The organism is Phenylobacterium ferrooxidans (assembly GCF_042714595.1).
Taxonomy (GTDB): domain Bacteria; phylum Pseudomonadota; class Alphaproteobacteria; order Caulobacterales; family Caulobacteraceae; genus Phenylobacterium; species Phenylobacterium ferrooxidans.
In genome coordinates, this window is the sequence record NZ_JAOTJD010000017.1 from 1 (window position 1) to 25395 (window position 25395).

Below are 25395 nucleotides of genomic sequence, written 5' to 3' on the forward strand. Positions count from 1 at the left end.
CACCCGCACGCTCTCCCGGCCCCCCCGGCCGGGCCCCCGTATGCGGGCCGCGTGATGCCGGCGCAGCCTGCTGCCCCCGCCGATCCACATGCGGGCCATCAGATGCCGTCCCCCCACGCTCCGGCGGATCCTCATGCGGGACATGTCATGCCCGGCATGCCCGCCGCGCCCGCCGCGCCCGCCGACCCCCACGCCGGGCATGTGATGGGGACAGCGGCAGGCGGCCGGACCGGCGCCGACCTGCCGATCGGCAATGCGCCGGCGCCCGCCGTAATTGGCGACAATTTGGCGGACCAGGTGTTCGGGACGGCATCCATGTCGCGGGCTCGTTCCACTTTAAGAGACGAGCATGGGGCGGTGCGGATCTCGAAGCTGATGTTCAACCTGGCGGAGTACCAGTCTAAACCCCCCGGCGGCGGCTATCGATGGGATGTCGAAGGTTGGTACGGGGGCGACATCAACAGGTTCGTCTTCAAGTCTGAAGGTGAGGGTTCTGGACTAGATGGAGTCGAGCTTGCTGAGGTTCAGGGTCTCTACTCGCGGGCTGTAGCCCGCTATACAGACTTCCAGGTCGGAGTACGGCACGACTTTGCACCGAAGAGAGCCCGAACGTACGCAACGGTGGGCCTTGAGAGCCAACTGCCATATTGGTTCGACCTCGAGGCTGCGGCCTTTATGTCAGATCGAGGCGAACTGATTGCGCGAGTTGAGGGAACTTACGATCTGCGGCTAACGCAGAGGTTGGTGCTTCAGCCTCAGGCAGAACTCAGGTTTTCGGCGCAAAATATTCCAGACCTCAACACCGGCTCCGGCATCACACACGCCGAACTCGGGCTTCGCCTCCGCTACGAAATTCGTCGGGAATTTGCTCCCTACATTGGTGTGTCTTACGAGCGAGGTTTGGGAGGAACGGCGACACTCCTGCGCGCGTCTGGAGAAGACGTAGAGAGCGCCACCTTCCTCGTGGGCTTGCGCACATGGTTCTAGCAAGCATGTCCACGCGGGCGCTCCCCGCATCAGTGGAGGTTCGGGTGAAAATTGTGTCAATACTGGCGGCGGCGGGCTTGTCGGCCGTTACATCTTTCGCTCACGCACACGTCACCGTATCGCCCAAGGAGGTCCGCAGGGCGTCGCAGGACACGTATTCCTTCAACGTCCCGGCTGAAGGTGCGAGTGCGACCACAGCAGTCGAGCTTGAGCTTCCGGCTGGGGTCGATGTCCTATCGATCGAGGCTCCAGCAGCAGAACACGCGGTGGCGCGTTCACAAGGCCGCATCGTGTCCGTCCGATTGTCTCTGAACATCGCGCCGGGGCTGGCACGCCAACTCGCGCTAGTTGCAAGGAGCCCTTTGTCAGGCGAGCGGGTGCAATGGAAGGTCCGCCAAATGTTTGCGGACGGGACCCATGCCGATTGGATGGAGGAGCCCGGCTCAAGGCGGCCTGCGCCCGTCACCAAACTGGTGGAATAGCCGCCGGGCCTGGCGGCCGGTGACACGGACTACAGCCCGTGATCCATCGGCTGACCGCAGATGGAGATAGCTTCGCTGCGCTGAAGGGACGAATTCGGAAAATGACCGAACATCACGCCGCGGGGGGGCGGACAACCCTACGGACGGCTGCTGCTGATGGCAGCGCTTCATTTCGCCGCCATGTACGGGCTGATGTACGCCATGGTCGATCGGTTCGCCTACGCCCTGCCGAACCTCAACCAGGCCTACATGGCGGCCTTGATGACCTCGCCGATGCTCATCATCGAACTCCTGTTGATGGGCTCGATGTACCCGCAAAAGCGCTGGAATGCCGTTCTGCTGGCGACCGCAGCGGTGGTCCTGGCGGGCTCGTTCCTCTTCATCCGCCAGCAGGCCGGCATCGGCGATCAGGAATTTCTTCGTTCGATGATCCCGCACCACTCCGGCGCGATCCTCATGTGCCGCAAGGCCGACCTGAGGGATCCCGAGATTCGGCGGCTCTGCGGCGAGATCATCAAAGGTCAGCAGACCGAAATCGACTGGATGCGCGCTCGGCTGAATGCACCAGACGTTCGCTAGCACGGCGACAAGCCTAGCCCTTACGAGGGAGCCCAAGGCGGGTGGTAGGCCTAGCTAGGAGTCGAACCTGCGTCTAACCGTAATCTGCGGTTTGCTCTGCCATTGAGCTATAGGCCACCAACCACTGCATCCTAGAGCCTACCCCTTAAGCCTTCGTAGAAAATGGCCTGGCGTTCGCGCCCGCCACATCTAGGAACGTTCACATAGCGGCAGGGGGCGGCAAGGTCCCAAACCCGGCGACCAGGGCGAGCACCGCAAGGCTCAGCACCGTCTCCAGGACCACGCTCCGCCGCAGCGTGCACAACGCCAGTTCCGGGGACGCATCGGCGGCCAGCATGCGTCCGAGTGCAGGGGTGTGCCGAAAGCGGTTGGCGGCGGCCAAGCCCAGCATGGCGACGAACAGGATCAGCTTCAGACTGAGCAGCCCCCCATAGGGCGTAGTCCAAAGACCTGCCAGATGCGCGGGGCCCACCAGGACCCAGCTGTTGATCAGGCCCGTGAGGACCAGCACGGCGACTAGCGCCGAGCCGATCCCAGAAAATCCGTGCAGAGCGCGGTGTAAGGCCTGGCGTGCGGTAGGGTCCGACGACGGGGCCGCCAGCAGTCCGAAGAAGCCCGCCAGGGCGCCGATCCAGACGGCTGCGGCGAGCGCGTGCAGCACGTCGCTCGCCAGGTGCAGCCGCCCCAGCGGGCCTTCGGTGGCCGCGCCGTGCCCCATCCAGGCGAGGCTCGCCGTGGCGATTGCGCCCAGGACGACGACAACGATCCAGGTCAAGCGGCCGGGCTTCAAAGCCAGTAGACCAATCACTGCCAGGAGCGCCGCCGCCGCCCGCACAACGGCCGCCTTGCCGAGGTTCATGCTGGACACCACCGCCGTCAGCGTCTCGGCCTTCAGGCCTTCGCTGACAGAACCGGCCAAGAGGCTGGACTGAGCGCCGATCCCGAGGACCGCCGCAACGGCCAACAGCAATCCGGCGCCGAGCAAAAGCGGGCGCGCCCACCGGGCCTGCACCGCCGACCCATCGCCGGAGGGCGGGAGGGCGTAAACGAAGAAGAGCGACGATCCCATGAGGACCATCGCTCCCGCATACTGCAACAGCCTGAGAGCGACGAGCGCAGTCTCAAGCATTTCAGCCGACCTTGAAGGCCACTTCGCCGTTCATCTTGTGGCCGTCGGCCGAGGCCGCGGACCAGACGATCTTGTAGGCGCCTTTGGCCAGGGCCGCCTCGGGTGTGCCGATGATGCTCTTGCCATCGGTCGAGAGGGTGGTCTTCACCGCGACCTTCATGCCGCCATGCTCGGGCATGGTGATCTCGAATTTCGAGAAGGCCGGCACCAGCTTTTCGCTGAAGGTCAGGGTGATGGCCTTCGGGGCCGCCGCGACGGTGGCGTTGGCCGCGGGGTTCGAGCTCGCCAGATGGGCGTGAGCCCAGGCCGGGCTGGTGGCGAGGAGGGCGCTCACGCCGGCGAGGGCAGCAAGGTTGAACAGGCGGTTTTTCATGTGGGTCTCCCGACGAGGTGTCGTTGAAGTCTACGCACCGCAGACTGCTTAACCCTCAAACTAGCCGGGTTCGCCTGCACCAGGGATGAACGGCCGGTCGCCGACCTGGTCCATGGTATGAGCATTGATGCAGCGAAACGAAGCCCATGAGCGTCGCGACCGGGTCCTGAACAGGGAGTGCTTTTGCATCACCCTGGACAGCGATGGCCTGCGCGCCGCGATCCGCGCGGAGACGCCGGATGAGGACCTGGCCTCAAGGCTTATAACGACGCACCCACATCTCTTCGCTCGGTCGCCAGTTTTCCTGGCGCGGGGTGACCTTGAGGCCATGCTCGATGTTGCCGGGGCGATCGAGTCTGCCGCAGCGACGCCCGCGTATCAGGCCGCCGTCCTGGCTTGGGCGCCCGAGATCGCGCATCGGGACTTCGGACCCCGTGGCGCCTTCATGGGCTATGATTTCCACCTGGGCGCCGGCGGACCCAAGCTCATCGAAGTCAACACCAACGCGGGCGGCGCTTTCCTCAACGTCTTCTTGGCCCGAGCCCAGATGGCTTGCTGCGAGGAAGCCCGGGTGGCGAAGCGTTCGGCGCAACTGGATGAGTTCGAACCTGCAGTCTGGCGCATGTTCATTGGCGAATGGGAGAGCCAGCGCCCGGCCACGCCGCTGCAGACTGTCTGCCATCGTCGACGACCGTCCCGAGGACCAGTACCTTTTTCCTGAGTTTCTTCTCGCGCAGCGGTTTTTTGAGCGACAAGGCTTGCGTGCGTTGATCGCCGATCCCGGCGAACTCAGCTTGGCCGACGGGCGCCTGCGATGCCGTGGCGAGACGGTTGATCTGGTTTACAATCGCTTGGTCGATTTCTCCCTTGGGGCAGAGGGGCATGAAGAGCTGCGCCAAGCCTATCTTGCCGACGCGGTTGTGCTGACGCCCAACCCCCGCAATCACGCGCTCTTCGCAGACAAGCGAAACTTGAGCCTGTTGTCGGATCCGGCCGCCGCGGAAATTCTGGGCGCCCGCACCGCCGGGCACTTGGCCGCGGTCCCACGCACTCAATTGCTCACCGCGGAAAACGCCGGCGCCTTATGGGGAGAACGCAAAGGTCTCTTCTTCAAACCGGCGGGCGGTCATGGCGGCAAGGCGGTGTATCGCGGCGACAAGATCACCCATCGGGTGTGGGCGGAGGTGAAGCAGGGCGAGTATATCGCTCAAGAGCTTGCCATGCCGACTGAGCGACGGATCAAGGTGGATGGGGAGGTGCAGGCGCTGAAGCTGGACGTTCGTCTCTACACCTACAAGGGCTCACTGCTTCTCTGCGCCGCGCGGGTATACCAAGGTCAAACCACCAACTTCCGAACCCCGGGCGGGGGCTTTGCCCCGGTCTTCATCGTGTGAAGGCCTCGACCCCGCGCAGGTCAAGCTCGCTGGCCGGCCAGCGGAACGCTCGCCCCGGGGCGATCACAATCTGCTCGTCGGTCGGGATAGCGAACGATTTCACGGCGCTGTCCGCCTGGCTGATGCATCGTGTCCCGACATTGTTTGCCTTGAGCTCGAGGCGCAGGCGAGCCAGCCAGCCACAAAGCTGCGCGGTCCACAGATCGGATAACCGCTCATGTTCCTGCAGGTGATGCCTTCGCATTGCAACGTTGGGGCGGCCTGCGCAGCGTCAAGCGAGAGGCCGTTCATGAGCACCTCCCATGCCGATCGGAGGCCGACGGTTAGGCGGCAGGCGAGGGGACGACCGCTCGCCGCGCGTAGACCCCAAGACAGCAGTGCGGAGCCGCCATGCACACGGAGTCGACCCTGGGCGCGTGGAGCCAGCTACTCCGTACAGCGACCGCTCGCTTTGGGCCGTCGAGTTGTTCGCGCCATTGTTTACCGGACCGTGGTCGCACCACGCGATGCCGCATTCGATCGACTGCTCGGTTCGAACACTTCGGAGAAGTGTTTCAGCCGAGCAACTCGCGGCAAGTGGAGCTAATGCTCAGTTCGGTGTCGAGTACGCACCCACTCCAGGGGAGTCGCTGCGCCTTCTCCTACGCGCCCTTCCCATCGATCCTTCAGAGTTCGTGTTCATCGACCTTGGATCGGGAAAAGGACGCGTAGTTTGCTTGGCGTCGCTCTTCCTATTCAAGGAAGTGATCGGTGTGGAGTTCTCGCGCACGCTCCATGAGCAGTCCGTTCAAAACGTCGCGTCGGTAACGGCGACGAACCTGCCGCAGTGCCCTAAGGTCACGTCGCTATGCGCAGACGCTACCCAGTTTGAGTTCCCGCCGTCAGACCTAGTGCTATTCCTGGACAACCCCTTCGGGGAGCCGGTGCTGGAGAAGGTTCTTGAGAACCTGCAAGGTTGGTATGGAGAGGGTGGGCGGAAAATCTACCTGATCTACTACAATCCAGCCCATGAGGACGTAGTCAGAACTTCCGGATTTCTACGGTCTGGAAGGTTGAGTTGGCGAGCGCGCACCCTACTGGCCGTAACGAGTCCACATCAGGCGTTGATCTACACCGCCTGACCGTTTTGGGCGCAGCCCTCTGTTTCGCCGCACCGCCGTTTCGTGGTGGTTAGCCACTGACGTTGACGCGCTGCCGCGACCGCTCCGCTTGTCGGCCCGATTCGAGAGAGTCCTTTGCGATGAGTGCGACTAGCGGGCGTCTAGGGCCGAGAGGCCAACATCTAAAACTCAGAAGGTCGTGCTGAGAGACACCCTGACCGCTCGAGACGATCCCGGCAGGATATTGTTGTCCCCGTGGCTCGTCGGGAAATAGCGCTTGTCGAAGGCGTTCTCGAGGTTCACCTGCGCGCGCACCTTGTCAGTGAGCTGCGCATACACGGCAGCGTCCACACGGGTGAACCCCGGCAGAGTCACCGTGTTCGAGATGGAGGCGTACATTTTGGTTTGGTGCACGACGCCGAGGCCAACGCTGAACATCGGCGTCAGCTCGTACTTGTTCCACAGCGAGAAGGTGTGTTCAGGGACCAGCGGGACCTCGCGCCCGGCCGGTGCGGCGGAGGTGGTACTGGTGATCTTGGCGTCCTGCCAGGCGTAGCCGCTTGAGATTTCCCAGCGGCGGATTACGCGACCCGCAAGGCCCGCTTCGAAGCCCTTGCTCCTCTGCGCGCCCGTGAGCACCACCTGGCCAGGGCGGGAAGGATCCGGCGCCGTCGTGTTCTCGCGATCGAGACGATAAAGCGCGGCAGTGAAGACCAGTCCAGGGGTCGCCTGCCATTTTATGCCCACCTCCAAGTTCTCGAACTTCTCCGGCTTCAGCGTCTCAGTGGTGGCGCTCAGCGACGAGAACTGGTCGCCTGAGCTTGGCAGGGACGAGACGCTGTAACTGGCGTAGAGCGACACTGGCTCGACCGGCTTGAAGACCAGGCCGAGACGCGGGGACCATAGGCCGTCCTGGCGGGTAAAATCGCGGCGGCCGATGGTGCTCGCACGCTCGTCGAAGAAGTCGACGTCGAAACTATCGAAGCGGAGACCGGCAACGAGCTGCAACTGCTGCGTCAGGTCGATCTGGTCCTGGACATAGCCCGCAGCGACCGTGGCCTCGATCCGGTTATCCGCGTCGCTGCCTGTCGTGGAGAAAGAGATCGGTAGGCCCCGCACCGTTGGAGAGGTGAACGAAACGCCGCTCAGAGTCATTGGGCCCGTCACGGTGTTGAAGCGACCCGTGCGGCGCAGGTTCTCGGACTTCTGCCGGCCGAACTCCGCGCCCGCCAGGATTGTGTGGCGCATCCCACCGACCTGCGTTGTCCAGACAATATCGGTCTGGTTGAACAGGTTCTCCCGCGGGCTGAAGTTCAGGTAGGCCTGTAGCGGGTAGGTTGCGGGGGCGCCGGTCGCGCCGACGACGGCGGCGCCGCTGGGGAAGATGTTGGCGTAGAACTTGTCGTACTCACCGAAGACGGTTCGGTTGCGGATCATCAGGCTGTCGGACAGCTTGTACTCCCCGGCGAGGTTTAGGAGGTCGACTTTGGTCGTGGCGTAGCTCCGCTCCGGATCGCCGAAGAAGGCGCTGCGCCGCGCCGGAGAGGGGCCGCCTGCGAAGGAGGGGACGCCGCGGTCGGTGGTCCGGTCGTCCTCGAAGTGCTCATACGAGAGCGAAACCGTCAGGTCGTCGCCATTGCGCCACGCTATAGAGGGGGTCACGCCCCAGCGCTGCACGTTGGCGAAGTCGCGGTAGCTGTCCGAGCGCTCGTACGCGCCGACGAGGCGGACAGCGAAGGCGTCGCTGACGGGGCGCGCGGCGTCCACGGTGAGGCGGCGGTGATTCCAGGATCCGACCTCGGCCGTCAGCCCACTGGTATCGGACCAGTCGGCTTTCTTGATCACTCGGTTGATCACACCACCGCCGCCGCCGCGCCCGAAGATCATGGCGTTTGGCCCCTTCAGGACCTCGATCCGCTCGACGTTGTAGAGGTCGCGGAAGTACTGGACGTCGTCGCGCACGCCGTCGACGAAGAAGTCCGCCGTGGTGGAGTTGCCGCGAAGAGTCGGCGCGTCGCGGTGACCCTCGCCCTGCCCCATGCTCACCCCCGGAACGTAGCGCATGACATCGGCCATACTCCGCATGGACTGGTCACGTATCAACTCATCGGTCACCACTGTCACGGCCTGGGGGACATTGAGGAGCGGTGTATCGGTGCGGGTGGCGGTGGAGATGCGTTCCGCACGATAGGTTTCGTCCTTCGGCCCGGTCACCGTGACGCCGCTCAGCTCTTGGGCGGTGGCAGTTTCGCTGGCGGACGCGGCTGACGCGCAGGCGGCCAAGATCAGCGGCGCGAGAGCGATAGCGGTGGCGTTAAGACGCACGTTCACGGTAAGCCTCTAGTCTATAGAATGCGATTGCGAGGCATTCCTAGGAGGGTGGCGAGAACTTGGCAATGAGAGATAGTCGCAACAGCCGGATTTCCGGGAACCCGTTCATGTTCAGGCTGGCGCTTTGGCTGCTTCTGTCCGCGCCGGGCGCGTGGGCGACCTACGCCTACCTGAAGGGCCACGCCAGCTACGGCGAGTACATCCACGCGACGGGAGACACCTCGGCGCGCCTACTGATCGCGACTTTGGCTGTGACACCGATCCGGCTTCTGTTTCAGCGGGCGCGCTGGACGTCTTGGCTGATGCAGCGGAGGCGAGACTTCGGCGTCGCCACTTTCGTATATGCAGTGTTGCATACGGTGGCCTACGTCGCTCGCAAGGGCGAATGGGGCTCCGTGCTCTCAGAAGCCGCACAGCCCGAGCTGGGAGCTGGATGGGTAACGCTCGCGATCTTCGGCGCCTTGGCGCTCACGAGCAATGACGCCTCCGTCCGCCGGCTCGGAGCCGCGTGGGGTCGCCTGCACCGAACTGTCTACCTGGGCGCATTGCTCACGTTCGCGCACTGGGTGCTCACGGCGTTCAACCCGACGGCCGCACTGGTCCACGCTGCAGTACTGGCCGTGGTCATCGCCGTGCGCGTCTGGCTCTCGCGGCGGAGAGCGTCCCGCCGCGACGCGGCGGGACTGGAGCGGGTGGTCAGCGAACCGTGACGTAGCTCGCCAGGCGCGCGACCTCGGCCGGAGGGACGTACTTGCCGATCTCCTTGTTGAACTGGTTCATGTCAGCGTAGGGCCGATACTCTTCGAATTCATGGGCCATGCGCGTCGTCATGCCCGGGATCAGCATGATCTCTTCACGCGTGGTTGCGTTGAGGTTGATCGGGACGAAAACCGCCGAATAGAGCGCCTGACGCTGGGTATCGTTCAAGCCCGTACCAACCCTCGCATGGAACTCGCGCATGGTGGCGAAGGGGCGGCTCCTAGCGATAGTCGCGACCATCGCCGCAGGCACGCCCGGCACCGCCCGGAGTTGCGCGTCGGTAGCGGTATTTGGATTGAGCCGGGCCGGCGCACGCGCCGGTGCGGGCGAGGCGGCGCGCTGCGGTTGGGAGAGCGCGGGTTGGGTGGCCATGAGGGCGGCGGTGGCCGCCAGCACTGCATATCGGACCAGCATATCGACGATTTCCTTGGCATAGGGCTTCACAGTAGCGGTGTTCAAACACTGGCCTTTTCGCAAATGCGTTGCAACTGCATTAGCACCCAGGCCCACACCACGGGCTCCGCCGTCGCTAGGAGGTACGCTATAGGGGAAAGTGGCGGAGTGTTCCTTGCGGGCGCAAGGCCACTTGGTATTTCCGATAATGCTTATTATGCGCAAAAACTAACTAATTGATTTATATCGCCTTTATGCAACTTTGATACATTCGACGTCGACATAAAAAGGGCTCAGTGCGGCACCACCGCCCTCCTTGATGCCTAGCTTACACCCTGGAGACCACTGCGCAGCCAGCGGCCACAACAATAGCATCTTCGACCAAGCCGCTCTTTATTTAGCCAGTATACGCCATCGCACGTTGCGAGCGGCCAGAGTGACTTAGGCCGAAGGCACTGCCGTTCCGACAGCTAGCGCCGCGCGCTCCCTGCCCCGCGGCGCCAGCGCCTGAACCAAAGTTCGGCGGGGCAGGCCCCTTCCTGGGGTTCACTCGCCACGGCTGAGATGCGCCAGTTGCGGTCATTCGGAGCGCGGCGCAATCCAGACTTTGACATCATCCAAAATCGGCACCGCTTCCGATAAGAGGTCCCGGTGGAGGGGCGCCATGCCAAGGCTACTCGCAAACCGCCTCTGCCTGAATTTTTAGATGGGGATCGCGGCCGCGCTTGTTAGCGCCCACCGCTAAGCTCAAGTCCACAGTCCCTTCTTCCGTTGCGGCGTGCCGGTCTGCACTTCCAATTCGGGCACTGCGCCGGGCCGGCCATGGAAATGCGTTGCGCGCGCAGCCTTGTCGCGCGCGCGGCCCCAGGCGATCTCGTCCTCCGACATGTCGCCGGCCCAAACGACGGTGTCTCGCTTGATCAAATAGTGGGATCGGCATGGGAAAGCCCAGTTACCGACCGAGGGCCATAGGGTGACGGCCTCACCGTCATAAGTGAGTTGCCAACCAACGGGACTGATAGGCGTCACCACTTTCGTTCGACAGCCGCAGAAGCAGTTGTGAACCGCGGTCGCGTAAGCGATCGAGACGTAGAGAACACCGTCCTCCCGTTCCTTCGGGATGAACTCGACGAACTCATGGCGGATTTTGAAGGGCCGCTTCATTCGTCGCCGTCCTCGTTGATTGTCTCGGCGCCGGCGACCACGAAGACGCTGAAGTGCTCGTGGGCATCGTCGTCGTAGAAGCCGAACAGCTTCTTGAACTTGATCACCGCAAGCGCTGCGTTCAGCGCGTTCAGCTCCACGACCTGGATGTTCTTGTCGTACTCGTTGATCTCGTCCGTCGTCGTGAACGCGATGCGGTTCTTCTCGTAGACGTGGTTACGCTTTGCCGGTGTGCTGGTGGTCGTCCGCAATTGGCCGCGGAGACTCTCACCGTGGATCGTGATGCCCATCCCGACATCGATGAACGGGATTCCGAGAGCTTCCAGTTTTTCGACGATGGGCCGCTTCCCCTTCCCCTCCATGCAGAGGAACACGAAGTCCAGGCCTTCCAGATCGTGCAGCTTGTCGGGCGTCATGGCGTAGGGGTGCGTGAAGATTCCGCGCCGCATCTTGCCATAGGTCCGAGCGTGGAACACCACCTTGGTCAGTTCCTCATCGAGCTCCTCGCCGGACACCGCGCCGGGTGCGCGGAACACGTTGTGCTGTTCGAGGCCGTCGCCGTCGAACAGATGGATTTCCTGCGCAGGGCTCTTAGCGATGTAGTCCAGCACGTAGGACCCGGTTCCGCCCAGACCTACGATGCCGACCTTGAGCGGCTTCAGCTTGTCGTTGATCGCCACGATGTCCGCCCTGCTGCTGGCCGTGTCCTCGTAGAGGAACACGCTATCTTCCGGGTCGGGTGCCCGAGGTTTGTGGTTGATCGCCGTGATGCCCGGCTGAGCGGCCTGCGCCGGCCCCGAGATCTTCTCCACGTACTTCGTCATCTTGTCGTAGAAGTCCGTGTAGCGGCCGGTCAGGGCTGGCTTGTGAGAGAAGTTCCACTTCACTTCGTGCCCGGCGATTGTCATCGGTGTCGAGCTTGGCCCGAGCGATTGCATCGTCGCGCCGTTCACCTGGCAGGGCATATCGCCGGCCCATTTGCACTGATGGTCCTCGGGTTCGAGCGCGACGTCATTGTTGAGACGAAGCGCGGCAAATAGGACGCCGCGCTTCACCTCGCGCTGCTCGTTCACGTACGGCACGTTGTGGACGACGAGATAGCCGACGAGGACTTCGATATCGAAGCCCTCGTCGCGCAGTTGCCGGAGCGCCGGACTACGAGCGATCGGTCGGCGTGACATCGAAGATCATCTTGTTTTTGATCTTGACCGAGTGGCCGTCGGTGAGCGTGCCCTTCGGGTTCGCCGGGGGGCCGTTGCGGTAGGTGACCGTGAACTCGATCAGCGTGCCGCTGGGCGGGACCGGGTAGGCCAGCTTCACCACCTGGTCGAACGAGATGCGGGTCTCGACGACTTCGTTGGGTTCGCCGTTCACCAGGATGGTCACCGCCTTCTGGCTGTAGAAGTGCTCGTCCTCCTTCAGGTGCAGCTTCTTGGCGTCGCGGGGGACCAGTTCGTCCTCCTTGTCGCCGCCGACTTCCTTGAACAGCTCCCGGTGGCCTGGGATATTGGCCAGTGCGTAGAAGGCTTCGCCGGTGGTGGGGTTCGGGGACTCGAGGGCCTCCCGATCGATATGGATTCGCACCAGGTGCGCCGCGACATTGACAGACATTGTACTTCCTTCCCCGCTTTCGCGGCGCTTGCGTTTCGGCCCGCCGGGTGCCAACTTGGTGTCCGGACAGACAACAACGAGGGCCTGAAAAACGCCCTGCTGACCTAGGTGCAGAACAGGGCGTGTTGTCCGTCCAGACAACATATGAGGATGAAGATGATGCTTGTCAAGGAGGGCGGATGCCGGAGTCCGCGCTAGGGCGATGGTTGAAGGGGCTGCGCGATGATCGCAGCCTCAGCCTGAGGGATGTTTCGCAGCGTGGCGAAGTTGATCACGCCTATGTCTACCGCCTGGAGACCGGCGCAAAAGAGTCGCCGTCAGTGGACGTGATCACCAAGCTGATTGAGGCGCTGACACCCTCGAGCCGCAACGTCGAAATACTTCGTTTTCTGGCCAGCCACCCGAGCGTTGATGTTGGCCTAGCCGACTTCGCGCGCGAGGACGAAAGCGTCACGCCAGAAGAATTCCACATGCTCACGACGGTGGTGAACCGAGGCGCGCGCCCCGACTACGCGACGTCGCTCGCCCGCATCCGCCGCTTCATGCAAGAGGAAGACGATGGATGAGCTAGCCGTCGCCATGAAGGCGCGAGACTTCATCGCGCAATGCGGACCGTCCGCGCTCCCGGTCTCGGTAGACTCCTACGCCGCCAAGATAGGCGGCGTCGTGAAGGCCGAGGTGCTGGGAGAGAATGAGGACGCGTGGTCGGTGAAACTGCCTACGGGCAAGTACCGCATCTGCGTGAACTGCGCGCAGAACGGTCGACGCCAACGGTTCAGCGTCTGCCACGAAGTGGCCCACGTCGTGCTGGAAATCACCGCCGACCACTCGGCGCCGAGCTGGAGCTTCGCGCGCCGGCCGCCCGGCGAGATCGCGTGTGATGTGTTCGCCGCCGAGTTGCTGCTGCCCTACAAGCTGTTCAAGCCGCGGGTGGACGCCTCCGACATGGGGCTCAAAGCGATCGGCGAGCTCGCCGACGAGTTTGACGCCTCTCTGATTTCGACCGCATCGCGCTTCGCCACCTTCTCCCGCGAACTGTGCGGGTTCGTTCTCTCGGAAGGCGGTAGAGTCCGGTACTGCGCACGCTCGACATCCCTTCGTGACGCCAGAGCCTGGGTCAAGGCTGGGACCGCGTTGCCGACGGACTCACTGAGCGCGCGCCTTCGGGAGGGGGCCGTGCCGACGGGGCCCGAGGAAGCTGAGCCCGACCAGTGGTTCGAGGACTGGGACAGGGACGGCTCGCTCTACGAGGACGCCCGACACTTCAGCCAATGGGATCAAACGCTCACGCTGCTCTGGTTTGATGAAGAAGATCTTCGGCCCCAAACGGTTGATCGGCGCCAGTGGGAAGAAGAGACTCAAGGCTTGCGCGAACTCGACGGAAACCTGCCCTGGCCTGGCAAGTCGAAACGCAGGCCCTAGAGCATGTCCTGGGCCCAGCGAGCGGCACGGAACATCCTCCCTCTGAGCCGGAGAAGTCCGATCTCGCGGTGGCGCTGAAGGAATGGCGCTATGAAGGCGGCTTCCACGATCTCGAAGCGCCCGACGCCGACTGCGAACTCTGCGATCATCCTGATATCCGTTACCAGTTCGAAATCAGGAACCGTTTCACCGACGCCCATCTTCAAATCGGCTCGGAATGCATCAACCGGTTCGGAATCAGCGCGACCGGCGATGACGGCGAAGACCTGGACGCCGCCGGCACACGGAAGAAGGTCAGTCGCGATCGGCGAACTCTAGTCGAGGAGGCCCGCAAGAAGCGGGTGATCTCCGTCGGACGGTCCATCTTACTTGAGGAAACCTGGACCGCCGCCAAGCCTGCCTGCCCCTCGTGAACAAAACAAGAAACAACGCTCGACGTGGCGCCACGCAGGCTCCAACGTGGCTCCATGGATTTCGATTCGAAAAACGCCACCGTCCGCAGCCTCGACCGCATCAATCTGCGGCTGGCCGCCGAGACCTTCGCTGAGATTGACGCCGCCTGCGCCGCGCGGCCGGGCAACGTCTCGCGCAACACGTGGATCGCCGAGGCCGTGCAGGAGAAGCTGGCCCGCGGACCCCAGGCCGCTGTGCAAAGCCCCGAGCGTCGCGCCCATGGCTGAGTTCTACGAGTTCTTCGCCGGCGGCGGCATGGCCCGAACAGGCCTCGGCCCCGACTGGACCTGCCTGTTCGCCAACGATTTCGACTTCAAAAAGGGCCTCATCTACCAGGCCAACTTCGGCGCGGCCGAGTTGAAGGTGGCTGACATTCGCGCGGTGACGCCGGCCGATCTGCCAGGCATCGCCGACCTCATGTGGGGCTCGTTCCCGTGCCAGGACCTGTCGCTCGCCGGCGTCGGCGCCGGACTGAAGGGTGAGCGGTCCGGCACATTCTATCCCTTCTGGGACGTGGTCCGCGCGCTCAAGGCCGAAGGCCGAGCGCCAAGGCTGATCGCCTTGGAGAATGTCTGCGGGACCCTCACCTCCCACGGCGGCCAGGATTTCGAGGCAATCTGCCGGACCTTCGCCGACGTCGGTTACCGCTGCGGCGCTCTGGTGATCAACGCCGACCTCTTCGTGCCCCAATCCCGCCCGCGCCTCTTCGTCATAGGCGTGCGCGAGGACGTGGCGATCGACCCGGCCCTCCTGTCGCCCGAGCCCCTCGAACCCTTCCACACCCGGGCTATCCGCCGTGCGGTCGACGCCCTGCCCAAGGCCGTGCGCGCCAACATGCTCTGGTGGAACGTGCCCACGCCCGGGCACCGGGTGCGCACCTTGGCCGACGAGATCGAGGAGCACCCCACGAGCGTCTCCTGGCATACGCCCGCCGAGACCGAGCGCCTGCTGGCCAAGATGTCCCCCGTCAACAAGGCCAAGGTCGCCGCGGCCGTGCGCGCCGGCCGCCGCATGGTTGGCGGCGTCTACAACCGCACCCGGCTCAATGAGCGTGGCGTAAAGGTGCAGCGGGCTGAGGTGAGGTTCGACGACGTCTCCGGCTGCCTCCGGACCCCCGGCGGCGGCTCAAGCCGGCAGGTGATCCTGGTCGTCGACGGCAAGAAGATCCGTTCTCGCCTGGTCTCGGCCCGCGAGACCGCTCGGCTGATGGGCCTGCCCGACGATTACAAACTGCCGAAGAACTACAACGAGGCCTACCACCTGACCGGCGACGGCGTGGTGGTCGATGTCGTGCGCCACCTGGCCAAGCACGTGTTCGAACCACTTCTGGCGGAGGCGGCCGAGGCGCGAGCGGTCGCGTGACCGAGCTCTTCAGGCGCCACCCCGACGCGGTCAACATTCCACCGTTCGAGACCGAGGATCTGCGCCAGAACCTCAGCCGCTTCCTCGATTGCCCCTTCGACGATCCCGCCGGAACCCGCCCCTTCGTGGGCAACTACAAATGGGGCGTCTACGCCTTCTTCGACTACGACGGCGAGCCGATCTATGTCGGCCAGACCAATGAGCGGCTGCGCACGCGCATCCGCCGCCACCTGACCAACCAGCGCACCGACGCCGTGGCCATGTCGGTCCTCGATCCTTTCGAGGTGTTCGAGATCGAGGTCTGGCCCCTGCCCCAGTTCCAGGACTCCAACCGCGCCGACCTGGCCGCCCGCCAGCATCTGGACGCGCTCGAGCGGCTAATCACCGAACGCGCGGTCCAGGGCTCGCAATTCAAGGCGATCCTCAACGAAAAGGACCCTCCGCCCGGCGACTTGGCCGTCGAGGCGCCGCCGTCCTTTCGGGCCCGCATCGTCTCCGACCGCGTCTTCGAGCTGCGATCCCACCCCGACTTCCGCATCGCCCGCCGCGCACTGATCCTCTCCCGGCTCGCCCAGGTGATTTCCGAGCGCAAAGTTCAGGGCGGGTTGCGCCGGGTCCTGCTGACGCAGGCCAAGCGGCTGCAGTGGCTCTCCGCGCGACGCTACGAAGCCCTCGGCGGCGCCGCATCGGTCGCCGTGGAGGCCGAAGGTGAAGAGGTCTAGTTGCGGAAATCCGGCGCGCTGAACGATGATCGCGCCCTATCCTGCTGAGACCGCGCCCAAGGACGGCCGCGTCATCCGCGGCTGGTTCAAGTTCGAGGGCGGCGCGCAGCTGATCGCGGTCAGCTGGGACCTTGAGCGATCGGCATGGGTCAATCTGCTGGGCGAACCCGTGCTGAAGGGCGTGCTGAAAAATTGGGGCGACGGCTAAGGCTTGCTGATAGGCCCTGCGCCGGCACACCGGCGCCACTCGAAAGAAGGCTGCAAGGAGCCTGGCCGCAGGCCACGGCGGGACGCGCCGTCGAGCGGCCGGCGGCGCCCGAAGGCGCCCGCCAGGGGCGGACCCGTAGGAGCCGCGGAACGGGGCGGGACCGAGCACGCCCGCCGGTCGCTCTCCTTATCCGGGGCGTTGCGGGGTGTCCCCGCAGAAGGGGTCGGCCGAGACCTAAGGCTCGGCCGCAGGGGAAGGCTTTCCCCAGCGCGTCCTAGGTCTTGAGGATCAGCAGGCCCAAACCCAACAGGACGACGCCGGTCAGGACAACCACGCCGTAGATCCATAGGGGCCGAGGGCGCCGCAGGAGCGCGCCCCGGCTAAGACGAGTGGTCGATTGGATCATGTGGACATTAGACGCCATACGCCCCAAGGCGCCAAGTCGCCCCCTCCCCTTGCTGCCAACTGCTTGACGACCGCATTTTGCATGGATTCTTAATGACATTCCTTGCAAAATGACTGCGGAGGCCTAGATAGAACCCATGAGCAAGTTCGACCAGTTCAAGGCCAAGCTCCGCCCGGGGCAGACCTATCGCCGGGCAGATTTGGCCCAATGGTCGACGGCGGTCGATCGCCACCTCAAGGAAGCGGTGCAGGCCGGCGTGCTGACGAAGCTGGCCGGCGGCCTCTACTACGCGCCCAAACAGACCGTGTTTGGGATGGCGCCGCCTGAGGACGACACGCTGGTGTCGACCTTCCTTAAGGGCGGTCCGTTCCTGCTGGCCTCCCCCAACGCGTACAATGCGCTTGGGGTCGGCACGACCCAGCTGCACAACAAGACCGTGGTCTATAACCACAAGCGCCACGGCAAATTCGCGCTCGGCGGCCGCACGTACGATTTTCGGATGAAGCCGGCCTTCCCGAAGAAGCTCACGCCTGAGTTTCTGATGGTCGACCTGGTCAACAACGTCGATCAGCTGGGCGAGAGCGCCGAAGACGTGCTTGAGCGCGTCAAGGCTCGCCTGGCTGCCAGTGACCGGGCGCGCATAAAAAAGGCCGCCCAGTCCTACGGCTCCGAACGTGCCAAGAAGTTCTTCGCTCGCGCTCTGGCCGAGGTCGGAACTTAAGGATGCCGCGTGATTTCCTGCACAACCATCGTCAGTTTGCCGATCTGATCCGGATCGTCGCCGAGGCCCAAGGCATCGCGCCGGCGCTGGTCGAGAAGGACTATTGGATCATGCAGAGCCTTTACGGCCTGCAGCAGCTGGGCCTGACCTTCGAGCTGAAGGGCGGCACATCGCTATCCAAGGGCTACGGACTGATCAGTCGTTTCTCAGAAGACATCGACATCCGCATCGAGCCACCGTCCGATCCGCCGGTGATGATTGGTCGCAACCACGACAAGCCGGCCCATGTCCAAAGCCGCAAGGATTTCTACGATCGGCTGGCGCAGACAATCGTCATCGACGGCATCACCTCAGTCGAGCGCGACTCGGCGTTTGACGACGCTCGCCAGTATCGCAGCGCCGGCATTCGCCTGACCTACGCCAGCATCAATGGATCGGTCGAAGGCCTGAAAGACGGCGTGCTGCTGGAAGTCGGCTTCGACGATGTCGCGCCCAACGAAGCCCGCGATATCAGCTCGTGGGCCTATGACTTCGCCGCTAGCCAGGTCGAGATCCTCGACAACCGCGCCCTGGGCGTCGCCTGCTACCACCCCGGCCATACGCTGGTCGAAAAGCTGCAGGCGATCTCCACCAAATTCCGCCAGCAGCAGGAGACCGGCGCGTTCCCGCCCAACTTCATGCGCCACTACTACGACGTCTATTCCCTGCTCCAGGATCTGACCGTGCAGGCGTTTGTCGGCACGCAGGGCTATCTCGACCACAAGGCCAAGCGGTTTCCGAAGGTCGATAATGCGGTCATCGCCGAAAACGAGGCTTTCGTGCTCAGTGACGCCGAGACCCGCGCCACGCTGCAGAAGGCCTATGCCGCCTCAAGCGCGCTCTATTTCCGCGGCCAGCCGGCCTTTGACGACATCCTGGCCGAGATCGCCATATGGGCGCCTAAACTTTAGCATCGACTTTCGACCGCCTCGATCCGCCCCAGCAGCAGGTCGGGCCAGTGGAATTGGACCAAGATGACGGACGCCCAGCGAGAGATTGTAAGCAAGGTTCCAGCCGTCACGCTTGGCGAAACGGCCGGTGACCCGGTCCAGCATGACCATGGATCTCGACTATCTGGCCGGCACCGCGATCTTCCTCTTCGTCCTCGTGGGTTTGATTTGGTGGCAGATTGAGGTGGCCGATGGGATCGACGTAGCGGCGGTGGGGCACCGGCCAAGGTTACTAGTGGGTCCCACCCCCCCTTATTCGACGGCGTTCAATCGTCAGGCCCACGACGCCAGCGCCCATCGCGCCGAGCAGGACTAGGCTGACAACCGGATCGGGCCATCGCCATCCTGTTGCCAGGGCCAGCACACCGGACCCGAGCGTCAGCGCGGGAACCATAAGGGCTGGCAGTAGGCTTTGTGCGAGCCCCTCTAACCAGGCCCGGTAAGACGCACGAGCCAAGATCGCGGTCAGAGCGGCATGAACGATCAAGCTGAACAGTGAGATCGCAACAATTGGCCGTGGGTCGATAGACACAGGCTGGAAAAGCCGCCGCACGGCCTCGAGGGCGAGGAGCCCGAGCAGAATGATAAGTGCTTCGCCGTGCCTCTCGTCGAGTTCGTCACCTATTCCCTCGTTCTGGGGCCGGGCCGCCTGGACAACCGTCAAGATGAGGCTGACGCCCGCGCTGAGATGGGTCAGGGCATCAACGGCCAGCAAGAGTGAACTGGCTTGCAGGGCGTACCACATCTCAAATGCGACGAAACCCAATCTAGCGGCCAAGCAGCTAGTGGCCACTATCGTCTGTAAGATTGAGCAATTGGCGAGCCAACGCATTATTGGTCCTTCGTAGAAGGGCGCGGAACGTCATCAGTCGCTCACCGTTGCAATAGAACGCTGGGAGACGACCTTCGTTCTACATTGAATATTCAGAGTGTCGAAGAGGGATGGCGGGCGCGGGCGGGACAACCTGCGTTGCGTCAGGTGTCGTCGACTGGCCCGTGTTCGCCGCCCTGGTCGCCGGAAGCGCGGCTGGCGCGCTGACAGCGCCACCTGTGGTTCGAGCGCTCACAACGAACGCGACGTTCGGCCGCCGACTGTGGGCCTTGATGGTGTTGGCGACAGCGACCTACGTCATGTCGCGGTCCCTCTCAGGACTGACGTAGCGGCTGTTCAGCGGCTGACGCCTGCATACGCTACCGCCTAATCAGCCGGCTCTCCGGACATATCGACGATCACCCAGAGCAATCAAACAGCGGCGCACGCCTCAGGATCCGAGCCTTACGCGAACCCTGGTTTCGACCGCCGCTAGACCCGCGCTGACATCTGGCGCCTGTTCGAGCGCGGCGTTGAGTTTCTGCAGTTCCTGCGTGTCTATCCGGCGTACCTTCTTAGGCCGGGTCCACTCAAAGCCGATCTGGCGTCCGAGCTTACAGGCGCGCGTCGAAACAGCTGCGCGCTGGTTTTCAGGGGCACGTGCCTTGAGTTTGTTGACCACACTGTTCCAGTAGGGCTGACCCTTACGGCAGCCCATGGCCGGCAAGCCCTTGCAATCGCCGGTCCAGAACCGACGATACCAAAGCGACTGCAGGTGATCCTCGAACCTTGGCGCGACGCCCGATGGACAGGGCGGCTTCACATAGCTCTGGGCCACTGCCGAATGGGCGAAGCCCGCCAGACAAAGGCCTACGATGAGGGCGGAACGGGCGTTGCGGCCAACGCCTTCCATGCTCTTAAAGCGCACACCTCACCTCCAATGTGTCCGATCCCGAAATGCTGGCGGTCACCGATTGTTCCGCCATCCGTCCCCGCCGTTCACTGCTGAACCGCTGCGGCAAGTGGCCAGGAACCTATGGTCGGCAATAGCGCTCCCCATTCGCGGGCCGCAGTATCGGGTAGGGGCGACATCGACATGACAAAGTCGCCCGGCCCGCCTTCCCCCCTACGCCGTTGGCGGCGCGTGGTGTTCGCGGCCTTTTCGGTTGTTGTTTTCCTGATCGCGGCGCGGGTGCTGGTTCACGAGTTTCGCGCCCTAAATTGGTCAGCGGTCGCTACGGCGGTCCATCAGTGGCGACAACGGTTTCAGTTGGCGGTGTTGCTTTGCGGGCTGAGCTTCGCGGCCGTGGGGCTGATTGAATGGCGCGCGCTCCGATGGGCGGGGACGCGCATACCCCCAGGCGAAGCCTTCACGGTGTCCTTTATCGCCAACGGCTTCGCCCACAGCCTGGGGGCGTCCGCGTTGGTGGCCAGCGCGGTCCGCGCGAGGCTTTACGCCCGCCATGGGGTTGGCCTGACGATGTCGGCGGCGATAACGGCGTATCAAACCGCAACTTCGACGGCTGGTGTTGCAACACTGGTGGGGGTCGCGTGTCTGCTCGGCTATGGCGGCGGACCCGGGCTGTTCATCGGGGCTCTGACGCTCGGCGGCGTTGCGCTCTATTTGACCGCCTGCGGGTTCGCGCGCGGCGCACTGGAGCTCTGGGGACACCCCTTCGCCCTGCCCCACCTGCGGGATGCGATCGCCCAAGTCGCCTTGGGTGCCGCGGACAACGCCTTAGCGATTGGCGCCTTCTGGATGCTGCTGCCGCCGCGTGCGGTCGTGTTCCCGCGATTTATCGTCGACTATTCGGTCGCCTATGTCGGGGGAGCGTGGTCAGGTGTGCCGGGTGGCGCGGGTCCGTTTGAGGGCCTCCTCGTCAACTGCTGCCTACCCTCGACAAGACATGTCTCGCCGCCGCCTTCCTGGGGTTCAGGCTCATATTCAATCTGGCGCCGCTGATCCTTGCGGCCGTCTTGTTCGCCGTCAAACTTTTGCGGCCCCCGCGACGGACGGCCCATGCACCGCTCGCCATCCACGCCAGGCTCCGAGCGCAACAAAATCTAAGCTGAAGCGTTGCTGGAAACGGAGGACCGGTCTGCGTGTCTTCGCCCGAGAACACGTCCCAATGCCGACGATCACCACCCTCTCCGAGCTGACGATCGACGGCAAGCTGTCCCTGGGCAGCGGCGGATCGAGCAAGGACCTGTTCGACTTCTACGGTGATGACCTGCGGGCTTGGTTTCATGCGCAGCGCGCCCTGCATGACGCCATCATGGTCGGCGCCGGGACTGTCCGATGTGATGACCCCGAACTCACCGTCAGACATGCGCCGGGCGCAAATCCCCTGCGGGTCGTGCCCTGCTCCACAGGCCGGCTCCCATTGGACGCCCGGCTGCTGACCGACGGCCTACCGACGCTGGTGGCAGTGTCGCGCAAGGCCGAAGAGGATGTCGTCGCGGCTCTCGCCACCAAGCCGGGCGTCACAGTGGTTCGCTGTGGCGACGACCGGGTTGACCTGCACGAATTGATGGGCGTCCTCGACGCCCGGGGTATCAAGACGCTGATGGTCGAAGGCGGCTCGCGCCTGCTTCACAGCCTGTTCGAGGCCGGCTTGGTTTCACGAATTGTGATCAAGCACATCCCCGTCATCTCTGGCGCCCTCGAGGCGCCAACATACCTTCGTGCCGACCGGTCAGGCTCGACCCTCGCCCTGTCCCGCTGGCAGCTGACGGACCTCTTCGTAAAGAGCGGCGTCGGTGTCTCCATCTACAAGCCTTTAGCCGCTGCGGCATGAGGAGCTCGGCAGCGATCCGGCCCCTGGACCAGGGCGACGTCGCTGCGGTCTTGCACGTTCAGCATCAGACCCTGATGCGAGCCTATCAGGCTCGCTACATCGTCCTGCCGCCCGCCCCCGTCGGCGGCTCAATCATCGCAGAGCTAAACCGGCGCTACGATCCGGGCGAGCTGGCTCGGCTGGAAGCGTCCCGTCCGGCCCTGGAACACACACTGATCACCCCCCGCGCCGGCGCCGCGATTAAGAGCGCGGCCGGCACGGACCTCATCACCTATGCCGAGGCGCTGTTGCCGCGCATGCGGGCCGAGCCGGAAAACCCGTTTACCGCCTTCCTGCGAACCACGCCGGGTCGCGAACACCACTACCGCGACTTTCTGCTGCAGTCGTCGGCGGACCTGCTGGCGGAGGCGTCGGCCTCAGCGTTCGGCGTGATCGGCGCGTTCGGTGCGCCGCAGTCAGCCCTGTTCCGGATCCTGATCGACGAGTTCGGCTATGGCGCCCACGACCGCAAGCACAGCGTCCTTTACCAGGCCGTGATGCGCGATTTCGGCCTGTGTGACGACTACGGCGCCTATGCGCCGCTATTCGACACCGTCAGCCTGGACCTGCACAACACAATCCACTGGCTGTTCCAAAACCCCCGCAACGTCTTTCTGCAGGCGGGTTTCCTGCTGTTTGCTGAGACAGCCTACCAGCGCTCCACCGCCGACCATTTCCGCTACCTGAGCGAATTCCACCCGGACGCAGACGCCCGCTATTTCAGCGAGCACGCCCACATCGACTTGCACCACACGCGGATGGTGATTGACGACGTTTGCACGCCGTTTGTGACGAGCTACGGCGCTGCGGCCGGGGCCGAGATTGTCGCCGGGGCCGAATTAACCCGCGCCACCTTTGCCCGCGCCGGCGCACATCTTCTCGCGGTCAGCCAGGCGTTCGCCAGCGCGGTCCTGGCGGGTGAGGCCTGGTATAACGCGCCACAGGTCCCGGCCCCCGGCGCTCAGGGCGTCACCCCCACAGGCGCCGCGCAACTATCTGACCCGACAACACAGATCCAGGTCGGCGGCCTGGGCATCGTCAGCGCCGCAGCTTTCGCCGAATTCCCAAGCGGGGCGTATGGCGTGCTTGCAGGCGAAGGCCCCGCGTCGTGAGCGCGCCTAGTTGGATCGGCAAGGATCTTCCGCCGATCGTGCGAGACGGTACAGAATACTTCCTGCTCAGCCACGACGACGCCCTTTACCTGGTCGCCAACCGCTGCCCTCATCGTGGCGGGCCGCTGAAGTTCGGCTTCATCAACGCAGATGACGAAATCGTCTGCCCACTGCATCAGGGTGTCTTCCCGATCACCAGGCTAGTCGCCCAGCCCTCAACCATCCGGCTGGATGAGCGCGAGGCCGCCCTCAGATGAGCGCTGTCAACCGATCCCTATGGCGCGCCGTCGTGGCCGAGGGCGAAGGCCTGAAGTTAGCCAACCTCGTCACGCTCTCCCGCGGCGTATTGATTGTCCCGACCTTCGCTTTGCTGATCGCCGGCCACCCCATGGCCGCGCTGATCGTTTACGGCGTCGCAGCTTCCACGGACCTGCTCGATGGCTGGCTTGCACGGCGCAGCGGGCGTTCGTCGGCGTTTGGGGCGCAGCTCGATGCGGCGGTCGACAACCTGTTCTCGGTCGCCATCCTGGGCTTCCTGCTGCTGGCCTATCCCGGGGTGGCGCAGCGGCATGCCATCGCCCTGATCGTACTGTTCGTTGGACCGGTCGCCTATCTGGCGGCCTCGTGGCTGTTGAAGCGGCGCTTCTTGATGTTTCACTTCTGGTCCGCCAAGGCGGGCGCCGTCCTGCTGTTCTGTCTGTGGCCGCTGATGGCTATCACGGGGTCGGAGGCCTGGCTTCCCGCCGCAGCCGCCTTGGTGGGCCTGAGCCGTCTGGAACAGATCGTCTTCATCCTGCGCGGCGGCCTGGACTTGAACGCGCCGCATGGATTGGCCCCAATCCCCCGTGCGCTGGAGTTGCAGCCATGATCACCGCCCCGCCCGAAATTCGTTGGGGGGCAGCCACCGCCCTGGCCCGCGGCCCGGTCGTGGCCGGCCTGGATGCCGGCTCAGCGCGCAACGCGATCGGTATGCATGGCGGACCCTACGGCATCTATTCCGCGCTGGCAGTGGCCACCGGCGTCCTGGCCGAGAGCCATCGGCCCGACCTGACCAACACCCAGCCAAGCGCAACGATCGGTCCGTTCGACTCTTGGTTCGATCCTGGCAAGATCGTCACCTTCGACCCATGGGGCCACCGGGTCGCCGACGACTTCGCAAAGCAGCGCGAGCAGGGCGTGGACATCCGGCCCAGCATTGCCGTCACCGACGGGCAACTTCGCATGGGCGAGATCGACGAGGCGATGCGGCGCGGCCGTCTGCGCGCCGACGGCCGCTTCCTCACGACGACGGGCGACATCCGTGTGACCAAGATCGCGATCGAGCCCGTCTGGTGGCTCCCAGGGGTCGCCGATCGCCTAGGCTTGTCCGAGGGTGATCTGCGCGAAGCCCTATTCCGCTGCACCGACGGGATGTATCCGGCCCTGATCGACGATCCGGCGCGCAAGGTTTTTCTCCCACCAATCGGCGGGACAAGTGTCTATCTGTTTGGCGCAGTCTCGCGCCTGGGCGAACCGACGACCAAGATCACCTGCCGTGTCCATGATGAGTGTAGTGGCTCAGACGTGTTCGGCTCAGACATCTGCACCTGCCGCCCCTATCTGGCATTTGGGGTCGAGGAGGCGGTCCGCGCCGCCCAGACCGGCGGCCTGGGTGTCGTCGTTTACAATCGCAAGGAAGGCCGCGCCCTGGGCGAGGTGGTCAAGCTATTGGTCTACAACGCGCGGGCCCGCAGCGTCAGTGGGGACCGCGCCGACGCCTATTTCGACCGTACGGAACGGGTGGCTGGCGTCTGCGACATGCGCTTCCAGACCCTGTCTACGGATGTCCTGCACTGGCTGGGCCTAAGGCGGATCGATCGTTGGATCTCCATGAGCAACATAAAGGCCGATGCGGTTTTGGACTCCGGGATCGAGCTCATCCGCCAGATCGCCATCCCAGACGATAAGATCCCCGCCCACGCTGACGTGGAAATCGCCGCCAAACGCGCGGCCGGGTACTTCATCGATGCCGCTTAGACGCCGACTTGGCGCGGCCGCGGCGGACTAGGGA

Annotated in this window: 31 protein-coding genes; 23 read left to right on the forward strand and 8 right to left on the reverse strand. The window is 64.1% G+C overall.

Annotated features, from left to right (window positions below):
* Positions 1-147 precede the first annotated feature (147 nt).
* The 3 genes from OCL97_RS10250 to OCL97_RS10260 all read left to right on the forward strand — a co-directional run bounded on the left by OCL97_RS10250 (position 148) and on the right by OCL97_RS10260 (position 2048).
* Positions 148-987, forward strand: coding sequence for a copper resistance protein B (locus tag OCL97_RS10250; RefSeq protein WP_377369874.1), 840 nt, complete (start codon positions 148-150; stop codon positions 985-987).
* A 5-nt stretch (positions 988-992) separates the two neighbouring features.
* On the forward strand, positions 993-1469 hold the full coding sequence (locus OCL97_RS10255; RefSeq protein ID WP_377370025.1) for a DUF1775 domain-containing protein: 477 nt from the start codon (positions 993-995) through the stop codon (positions 1467-1469).
* A gap of 192 nt (positions 1470-1661) precedes the next feature.
* Positions 1662-2048, forward strand: a complete 387-nt coding sequence (locus tag OCL97_RS10260; protein ID WP_377369876.1) for a DUF305 domain-containing protein — start codon at positions 1662-1664, stop codon at positions 2046-2048.
* A gap of 199 nt (positions 2049-2247) precedes the next feature.
* Here the strand turns inward: OCL97_RS10260 and copD are convergent, their stop codons facing one another.
* Both copD and copC read right to left on the reverse strand, forming a co-directional pair.
* Entirely contained in the window at positions 2248-3177 is a 930-nt protein-coding gene (copD, locus tag OCL97_RS10265) for a copper homeostasis membrane protein CopD (RefSeq protein ID WP_377369878.1), read from the reverse strand.
* A gap of 1 nt (position 3178) precedes the next feature.
* A complete protein-coding gene (gene copC, locus OCL97_RS10270; protein WP_377369880.1) occupies positions 3179-3550 on the reverse strand; it encodes a copper homeostasis periplasmic binding protein CopC in 372 nt (123 codons plus the stop codon).
* A 127-nt stretch (positions 3551-3677) separates the two neighbouring features.
* Between copC and OCL97_RS10275 the strand changes: the two genes are divergently transcribed.
* Together OCL97_RS10275 and OCL97_RS10280 are read left to right on the forward strand one after the other, a co-directional pair.
* A complete protein-coding gene (locus tag OCL97_RS10275; protein WP_377369882.1) occupies positions 3678-4271 on the forward strand; it encodes a hypothetical protein in 594 nt (197 codons plus the stop codon).
* Positions 4272-4308: 37 nt separating this feature from the next.
* Complete coding sequence (locus tag OCL97_RS10280; protein WP_377369884.1) at positions 4309-4944, forward strand: hypothetical protein; 636 nt, start codon at positions 4309-4311, stop codon at positions 4942-4944.
* Between the two features lie 1289 nt (positions 4945-6233).
* Here OCL97_RS10280 and OCL97_RS10285 read toward each other — a convergent pair.
* Positions 6234-8375 carry a TonB-dependent receptor gene (locus OCL97_RS10285; protein WP_377369885.1) on the reverse strand — a complete coding sequence of 714 codons (2142 nt, stop codon included), beginning with the start codon at positions 8373-8375 and terminating at the stop codon, positions 6234-6236.
* Positions 8376-8482: 107 nt separating this feature from the next.
* Here OCL97_RS10285 and OCL97_RS10290 point away from each other — a divergent pair, with 107 nt between their 5' ends.
* Positions 8483-9085: a ferric reductase-like transmembrane domain-containing protein gene (locus tag OCL97_RS10290; RefSeq protein ID WP_377369887.1), complete on the forward strand. Its 603-nt coding sequence runs from the start codon at positions 8483-8485 to the stop codon at positions 9083-9085.
* Here OCL97_RS10290 and OCL97_RS10295 read toward each other — a convergent pair.
* The 4 genes from OCL97_RS10295 to OCL97_RS10310 form a co-directional block, all read right to left on the reverse strand.
* Entirely contained in the window at positions 9072-9578 is a 507-nt protein-coding gene (locus tag OCL97_RS10295) for a hypothetical protein (protein WP_377369889.1), read from the reverse strand. The two genes, OCL97_RS10290 and OCL97_RS10295, sit on opposite strands and share 14 nt — an antisense overlap.
* Positions 9579-10274: 696 nt before the next feature.
* Positions 10275-10691 carry a DUF6527 family protein gene (locus OCL97_RS10300; RefSeq protein WP_377369891.1) on the reverse strand — a complete coding sequence of 139 codons (417 nt, stop codon included), beginning with the start codon at positions 10689-10691 and terminating at the stop codon, positions 10275-10277.
* Positions 10688-11872 carry a ThiF family adenylyltransferase gene (locus OCL97_RS10305; protein ID WP_377369893.1) on the reverse strand — a complete coding sequence of 395 codons (1185 nt, stop codon included), beginning with the start codon at positions 11870-11872 and terminating at the stop codon, positions 10688-10690. The genes OCL97_RS10300 and OCL97_RS10305 overlap by 4 nt, the downstream gene beginning before the upstream one ends.
* Positions 11847-12302, reverse strand: coding sequence for a multiubiquitin domain-containing protein (locus tag OCL97_RS10310; RefSeq protein WP_377369895.1), 456 nt, complete (start codon positions 12300-12302; stop codon positions 11847-11849). Before OCL97_RS10310 ends, OCL97_RS10305 begins: the two co-directional genes overlap by 26 nt.
* A gap of 179 nt (positions 12303-12481) precedes the next feature.
* Here OCL97_RS10310 and OCL97_RS10315 point away from each other — a divergent pair, with 179 nt between their 5' ends.
* The 11 genes from OCL97_RS10315 to OCL97_RS10365 all read left to right on the forward strand — a co-directional run bounded on the left by OCL97_RS10315 (position 12482) and on the right by OCL97_RS10365 (position 19306).
* Positions 12482-12868, forward strand: coding sequence for a helix-turn-helix domain-containing protein (locus OCL97_RS10315; RefSeq protein WP_377369897.1), 387 nt, complete (start codon positions 12482-12484; stop codon positions 12866-12868).
* Positions 12861-13724, forward strand: coding sequence for an ImmA/IrrE family metallo-endopeptidase (locus tag OCL97_RS10320; RefSeq protein ID WP_377369899.1), 864 nt, complete (start codon positions 12861-12863; stop codon positions 13722-13724). The genes OCL97_RS10315 and OCL97_RS10320 overlap by 8 nt, the downstream gene beginning before the upstream one ends.
* A 68-nt stretch (positions 13725-13792) precedes the next feature.
* Positions 13793-14137 (forward strand): hypothetical protein, encoded by a 345-nt coding sequence (locus OCL97_RS10325; protein ID WP_377369901.1) that lies wholly within the window; start codon positions 13793-13795, stop codon positions 14135-14137.
* 54 nt (positions 14138-14191) lie between these two features.
* A complete protein-coding gene (locus OCL97_RS10330; protein ID WP_377369903.1) occupies positions 14192-14404 on the forward strand; it encodes a hypothetical protein in 213 nt (70 codons plus the stop codon).
* Positions 14397-15539, forward strand: coding sequence for a DNA cytosine methyltransferase (locus tag OCL97_RS10335; RefSeq protein ID WP_377369905.1), 1143 nt, complete (start codon positions 14397-14399; stop codon positions 15537-15539). Before OCL97_RS10330 ends, OCL97_RS10335 begins: the two co-directional genes overlap by 8 nt.
* Entirely contained in the window at positions 15536-16261 is a 726-nt protein-coding gene (locus OCL97_RS10340) for a GIY-YIG nuclease family protein (protein WP_377369907.1), read from the forward strand. Before OCL97_RS10335 ends, OCL97_RS10340 begins: the two co-directional genes overlap by 4 nt.
* Positions 16262-16286: 25 nt before the next feature.
* Entirely contained in the window at positions 16287-16469 is a 183-nt protein-coding gene (locus OCL97_RS10345; RefSeq protein WP_377369909.1) for a hypothetical protein, read from the forward strand.
* 542 nt (positions 16470-17011) lie between these two features.
* On the forward strand, positions 17012-17596 hold the full coding sequence (locus OCL97_RS10350) for a hypothetical protein (RefSeq protein ID WP_377369911.1): 585 nt from the start codon (positions 17012-17014) through the stop codon (positions 17594-17596).
* 2 nt (positions 17597-17598) lie between these two features.
* Positions 17599-18546, forward strand: a complete 948-nt coding sequence (locus OCL97_RS10355) for a nucleotidyl transferase AbiEii/AbiGii toxin family protein (protein WP_377369913.1) — start codon at positions 17599-17601, stop codon at positions 18544-18546.
* Between the two features lie 142 nt (positions 18547-18688).
* Positions 18689-18901: a hypothetical protein gene (locus OCL97_RS10360; protein WP_377369915.1), complete on the forward strand. Its 213-nt coding sequence runs from the start codon at positions 18689-18691 to the stop codon at positions 18899-18901.
* A 282-nt stretch (positions 18902-19183) separates the two neighbouring features.
* Positions 19184-19306 (forward strand): hypothetical protein, encoded by a 123-nt coding sequence (locus tag OCL97_RS10365; protein ID WP_377369916.1) that lies wholly within the window; start codon positions 19184-19186, stop codon positions 19304-19306.
* A 541-nt stretch (positions 19307-19847) separates the two neighbouring features.
* Here OCL97_RS10365 and OCL97_RS10370 read toward each other — a convergent pair.
* Positions 19848-20324: a hypothetical protein gene (locus OCL97_RS10370; RefSeq protein WP_377369918.1), complete on the reverse strand. Its 477-nt coding sequence runs from the start codon at positions 20322-20324 to the stop codon at positions 19848-19850.
* 168 nt (positions 20325-20492) lie between these two features.
* Here OCL97_RS10370 and OCL97_RS10375 point away from each other — a divergent pair, with 168 nt between their 5' ends.
* The 6 genes from OCL97_RS10375 to OCL97_RS10400 all read left to right on the forward strand — a co-directional run bounded on the left by OCL97_RS10375 (position 20493) and on the right by OCL97_RS10400 (position 25361).
* Positions 20493-21359: a lysylphosphatidylglycerol synthase transmembrane domain-containing protein gene (locus OCL97_RS10375; protein WP_377369920.1), complete on the forward strand. Its 867-nt coding sequence runs from the start codon at positions 20493-20495 to the stop codon at positions 21357-21359.
* A 166-nt stretch (positions 21360-21525) separates the two neighbouring features.
* Positions 21526-22194: a RibD family protein gene (locus tag OCL97_RS10380; RefSeq protein ID WP_377369922.1), complete on the forward strand. Its 669-nt coding sequence runs from the start codon at positions 21526-21528 to the stop codon at positions 22192-22194.
* Positions 22195-22268: 74 nt separating this feature from the next.
* Entirely contained in the window at positions 22269-23345 is a 1077-nt protein-coding gene (locus OCL97_RS10385) for an iron-containing redox enzyme family protein (RefSeq protein ID WP_377369924.1), read from the forward strand.
* Positions 23342-23602, forward strand: coding sequence for a Rieske (2Fe-2S) protein (locus OCL97_RS10390; protein ID WP_377369926.1), 261 nt, complete (start codon positions 23342-23344; stop codon positions 23600-23602). The genes OCL97_RS10385 and OCL97_RS10390 overlap by 4 nt, the downstream gene beginning before the upstream one ends.
* Positions 23599-24213, forward strand: coding sequence for a CDP-alcohol phosphatidyltransferase family protein (locus OCL97_RS10395; RefSeq protein WP_377369928.1), 615 nt, complete (start codon positions 23599-23601; stop codon positions 24211-24213). The genes OCL97_RS10390 and OCL97_RS10395 overlap by 4 nt, the downstream gene beginning before the upstream one ends.
* The gene (locus tag OCL97_RS10400; protein ID WP_377369930.1) at positions 24210-25361 is read left to right on the forward strand and encodes a GTP cyclohydrolase II; all 1152 of its coding nucleotides are present in this window, start codon (positions 24210-24212) and stop codon (positions 25359-25361) included. Before OCL97_RS10395 ends, OCL97_RS10400 begins: the two co-directional genes overlap by 4 nt.
* Positions 25362-25395: the final 34 nt, after the last annotated feature.

What these genes read in the sequence shown, in the direction of transcription:
- OCL97_RS10385 (WP_377369924.1), top strand. Translation starts at nt 22,269, where the DNA reads ATGCGAGCCTATCAGGCTCGCTACATCGTCCTGCCGCCCGCCCCCGTC.
- copC (WP_377369880.1), bottom strand. Translation starts at nt 3,550, where the DNA reads ATGAAAAACCGCCTGTTCAACCTTGCTGCCCTCGCCGGCGTGAGCGCC.
- OCL97_RS10275 (WP_377369882.1), top strand. Translation starts at nt 3,678, where the DNA reads ATGCAGCGAAACGAAGCCCATGAGCGTCGCGACCGGGTCCTGAACAGG.
- OCL97_RS10290 (WP_377369887.1), top strand. Translation starts at nt 8,483, where the DNA reads ATGTTCAGGCTGGCGCTTTGGCTGCTTCTGTCCGCGCCGGGCGCGTGG.
- OCL97_RS10395 (WP_377369928.1), top strand. Translation starts at nt 23,599, where the DNA reads ATGAGCGCTGTCAACCGATCCCTATGGCGCGCCGTCGTGGCCGAGGGC.
- OCL97_RS10260 (WP_377369876.1), top strand. Translation starts at nt 1,662, where the DNA reads ATGTACGCCATGGTCGATCGGTTCGCCTACGCCCTGCCGAACCTCAAC.
- copD (WP_377369878.1), bottom strand. Translation starts at nt 3,177, where the DNA reads ATGCTTGAGACTGCGCTCGTCGCTCTCAGGCTGTTGCAGTATGCGGGA.
- OCL97_RS10350 (WP_377369911.1), top strand. Translation starts at nt 17,012, where the DNA reads ATGAGCAAGTTCGACCAGTTCAAGGCCAAGCTCCGCCCGGGGCAGACC.
- OCL97_RS10335 (WP_377369905.1), top strand. Translation starts at nt 14,397, where the DNA reads ATGGCTGAGTTCTACGAGTTCTTCGCCGGCGGCGGCATGGCCCGAACA.
- OCL97_RS10315 (WP_377369897.1), top strand. Translation starts at nt 12,482, where the DNA reads ATGCCGGAGTCCGCGCTAGGGCGATGGTTGAAGGGGCTGCGCGATGAT.
- OCL97_RS10345 (WP_377369909.1), top strand. Translation starts at nt 16,287, where the DNA reads ATGATCGCGCCCTATCCTGCTGAGACCGCGCCCAAGGACGGCCGCGTC.
- OCL97_RS10330 (WP_377369903.1), top strand. Translation starts at nt 14,192, where the DNA reads ATGGATTTCGATTCGAAAAACGCCACCGTCCGCAGCCTCGACCGCATC.
- OCL97_RS10310 (WP_377369895.1), bottom strand. Translation starts at nt 12,302, where the DNA reads ATGTCTGTCAATGTCGCGGCGCACCTGGTGCGAATCCATATCGATCGG.
- OCL97_RS10375 (WP_377369920.1), top strand. Translation starts at nt 20,493, where the DNA reads ATGACAAAGTCGCCCGGCCCGCCTTCCCCCCTACGCCGTTGGCGGCGC.
- OCL97_RS10300 (WP_377369891.1), bottom strand. Translation starts at nt 10,691, where the DNA reads ATGAAGCGGCCCTTCAAAATCCGCCATGAGTTCGTCGAGTTCATCCCG.
- OCL97_RS10250 (WP_377369874.1), top strand. Translation starts at nt 148, where the DNA reads ATGCCCGGCATGCCCGCCGCGCCCGCCGCGCCCGCCGACCCCCACGCC.
- OCL97_RS10255 (WP_377370025.1), top strand. Translation starts at nt 993, where the DNA reads ATGTCCACGCGGGCGCTCCCCGCATCAGTGGAGGTTCGGGTGAAAATT.
- OCL97_RS10400 (WP_377369930.1), top strand. Translation starts at nt 24,210, where the DNA reads ATGATCACCGCCCCGCCCGAAATTCGTTGGGGGGCAGCCACCGCCCTG.
- OCL97_RS10360 (WP_377369915.1), top strand. Translation starts at nt 18,689, where the DNA reads ATGACCATGGATCTCGACTATCTGGCCGGCACCGCGATCTTCCTCTTC.
- OCL97_RS10355 (WP_377369913.1), top strand. Translation starts at nt 17,599, where the DNA reads ATGCCGCGTGATTTCCTGCACAACCATCGTCAGTTTGCCGATCTGATC.
- OCL97_RS10380 (WP_377369922.1), top strand. Translation starts at nt 21,526, where the DNA reads ATGCCGACGATCACCACCCTCTCCGAGCTGACGATCGACGGCAAGCTG.
- OCL97_RS10320 (WP_377369899.1), top strand. Translation starts at nt 12,861, where the DNA reads ATGGATGAGCTAGCCGTCGCCATGAAGGCGCGAGACTTCATCGCGCAA.
- OCL97_RS10305 (WP_377369893.1), bottom strand. Translation starts at nt 11,872, where the DNA reads ATGTCACGCCGACCGATCGCTCGTAGTCCGGCGCTCCGGCAACTGCGC.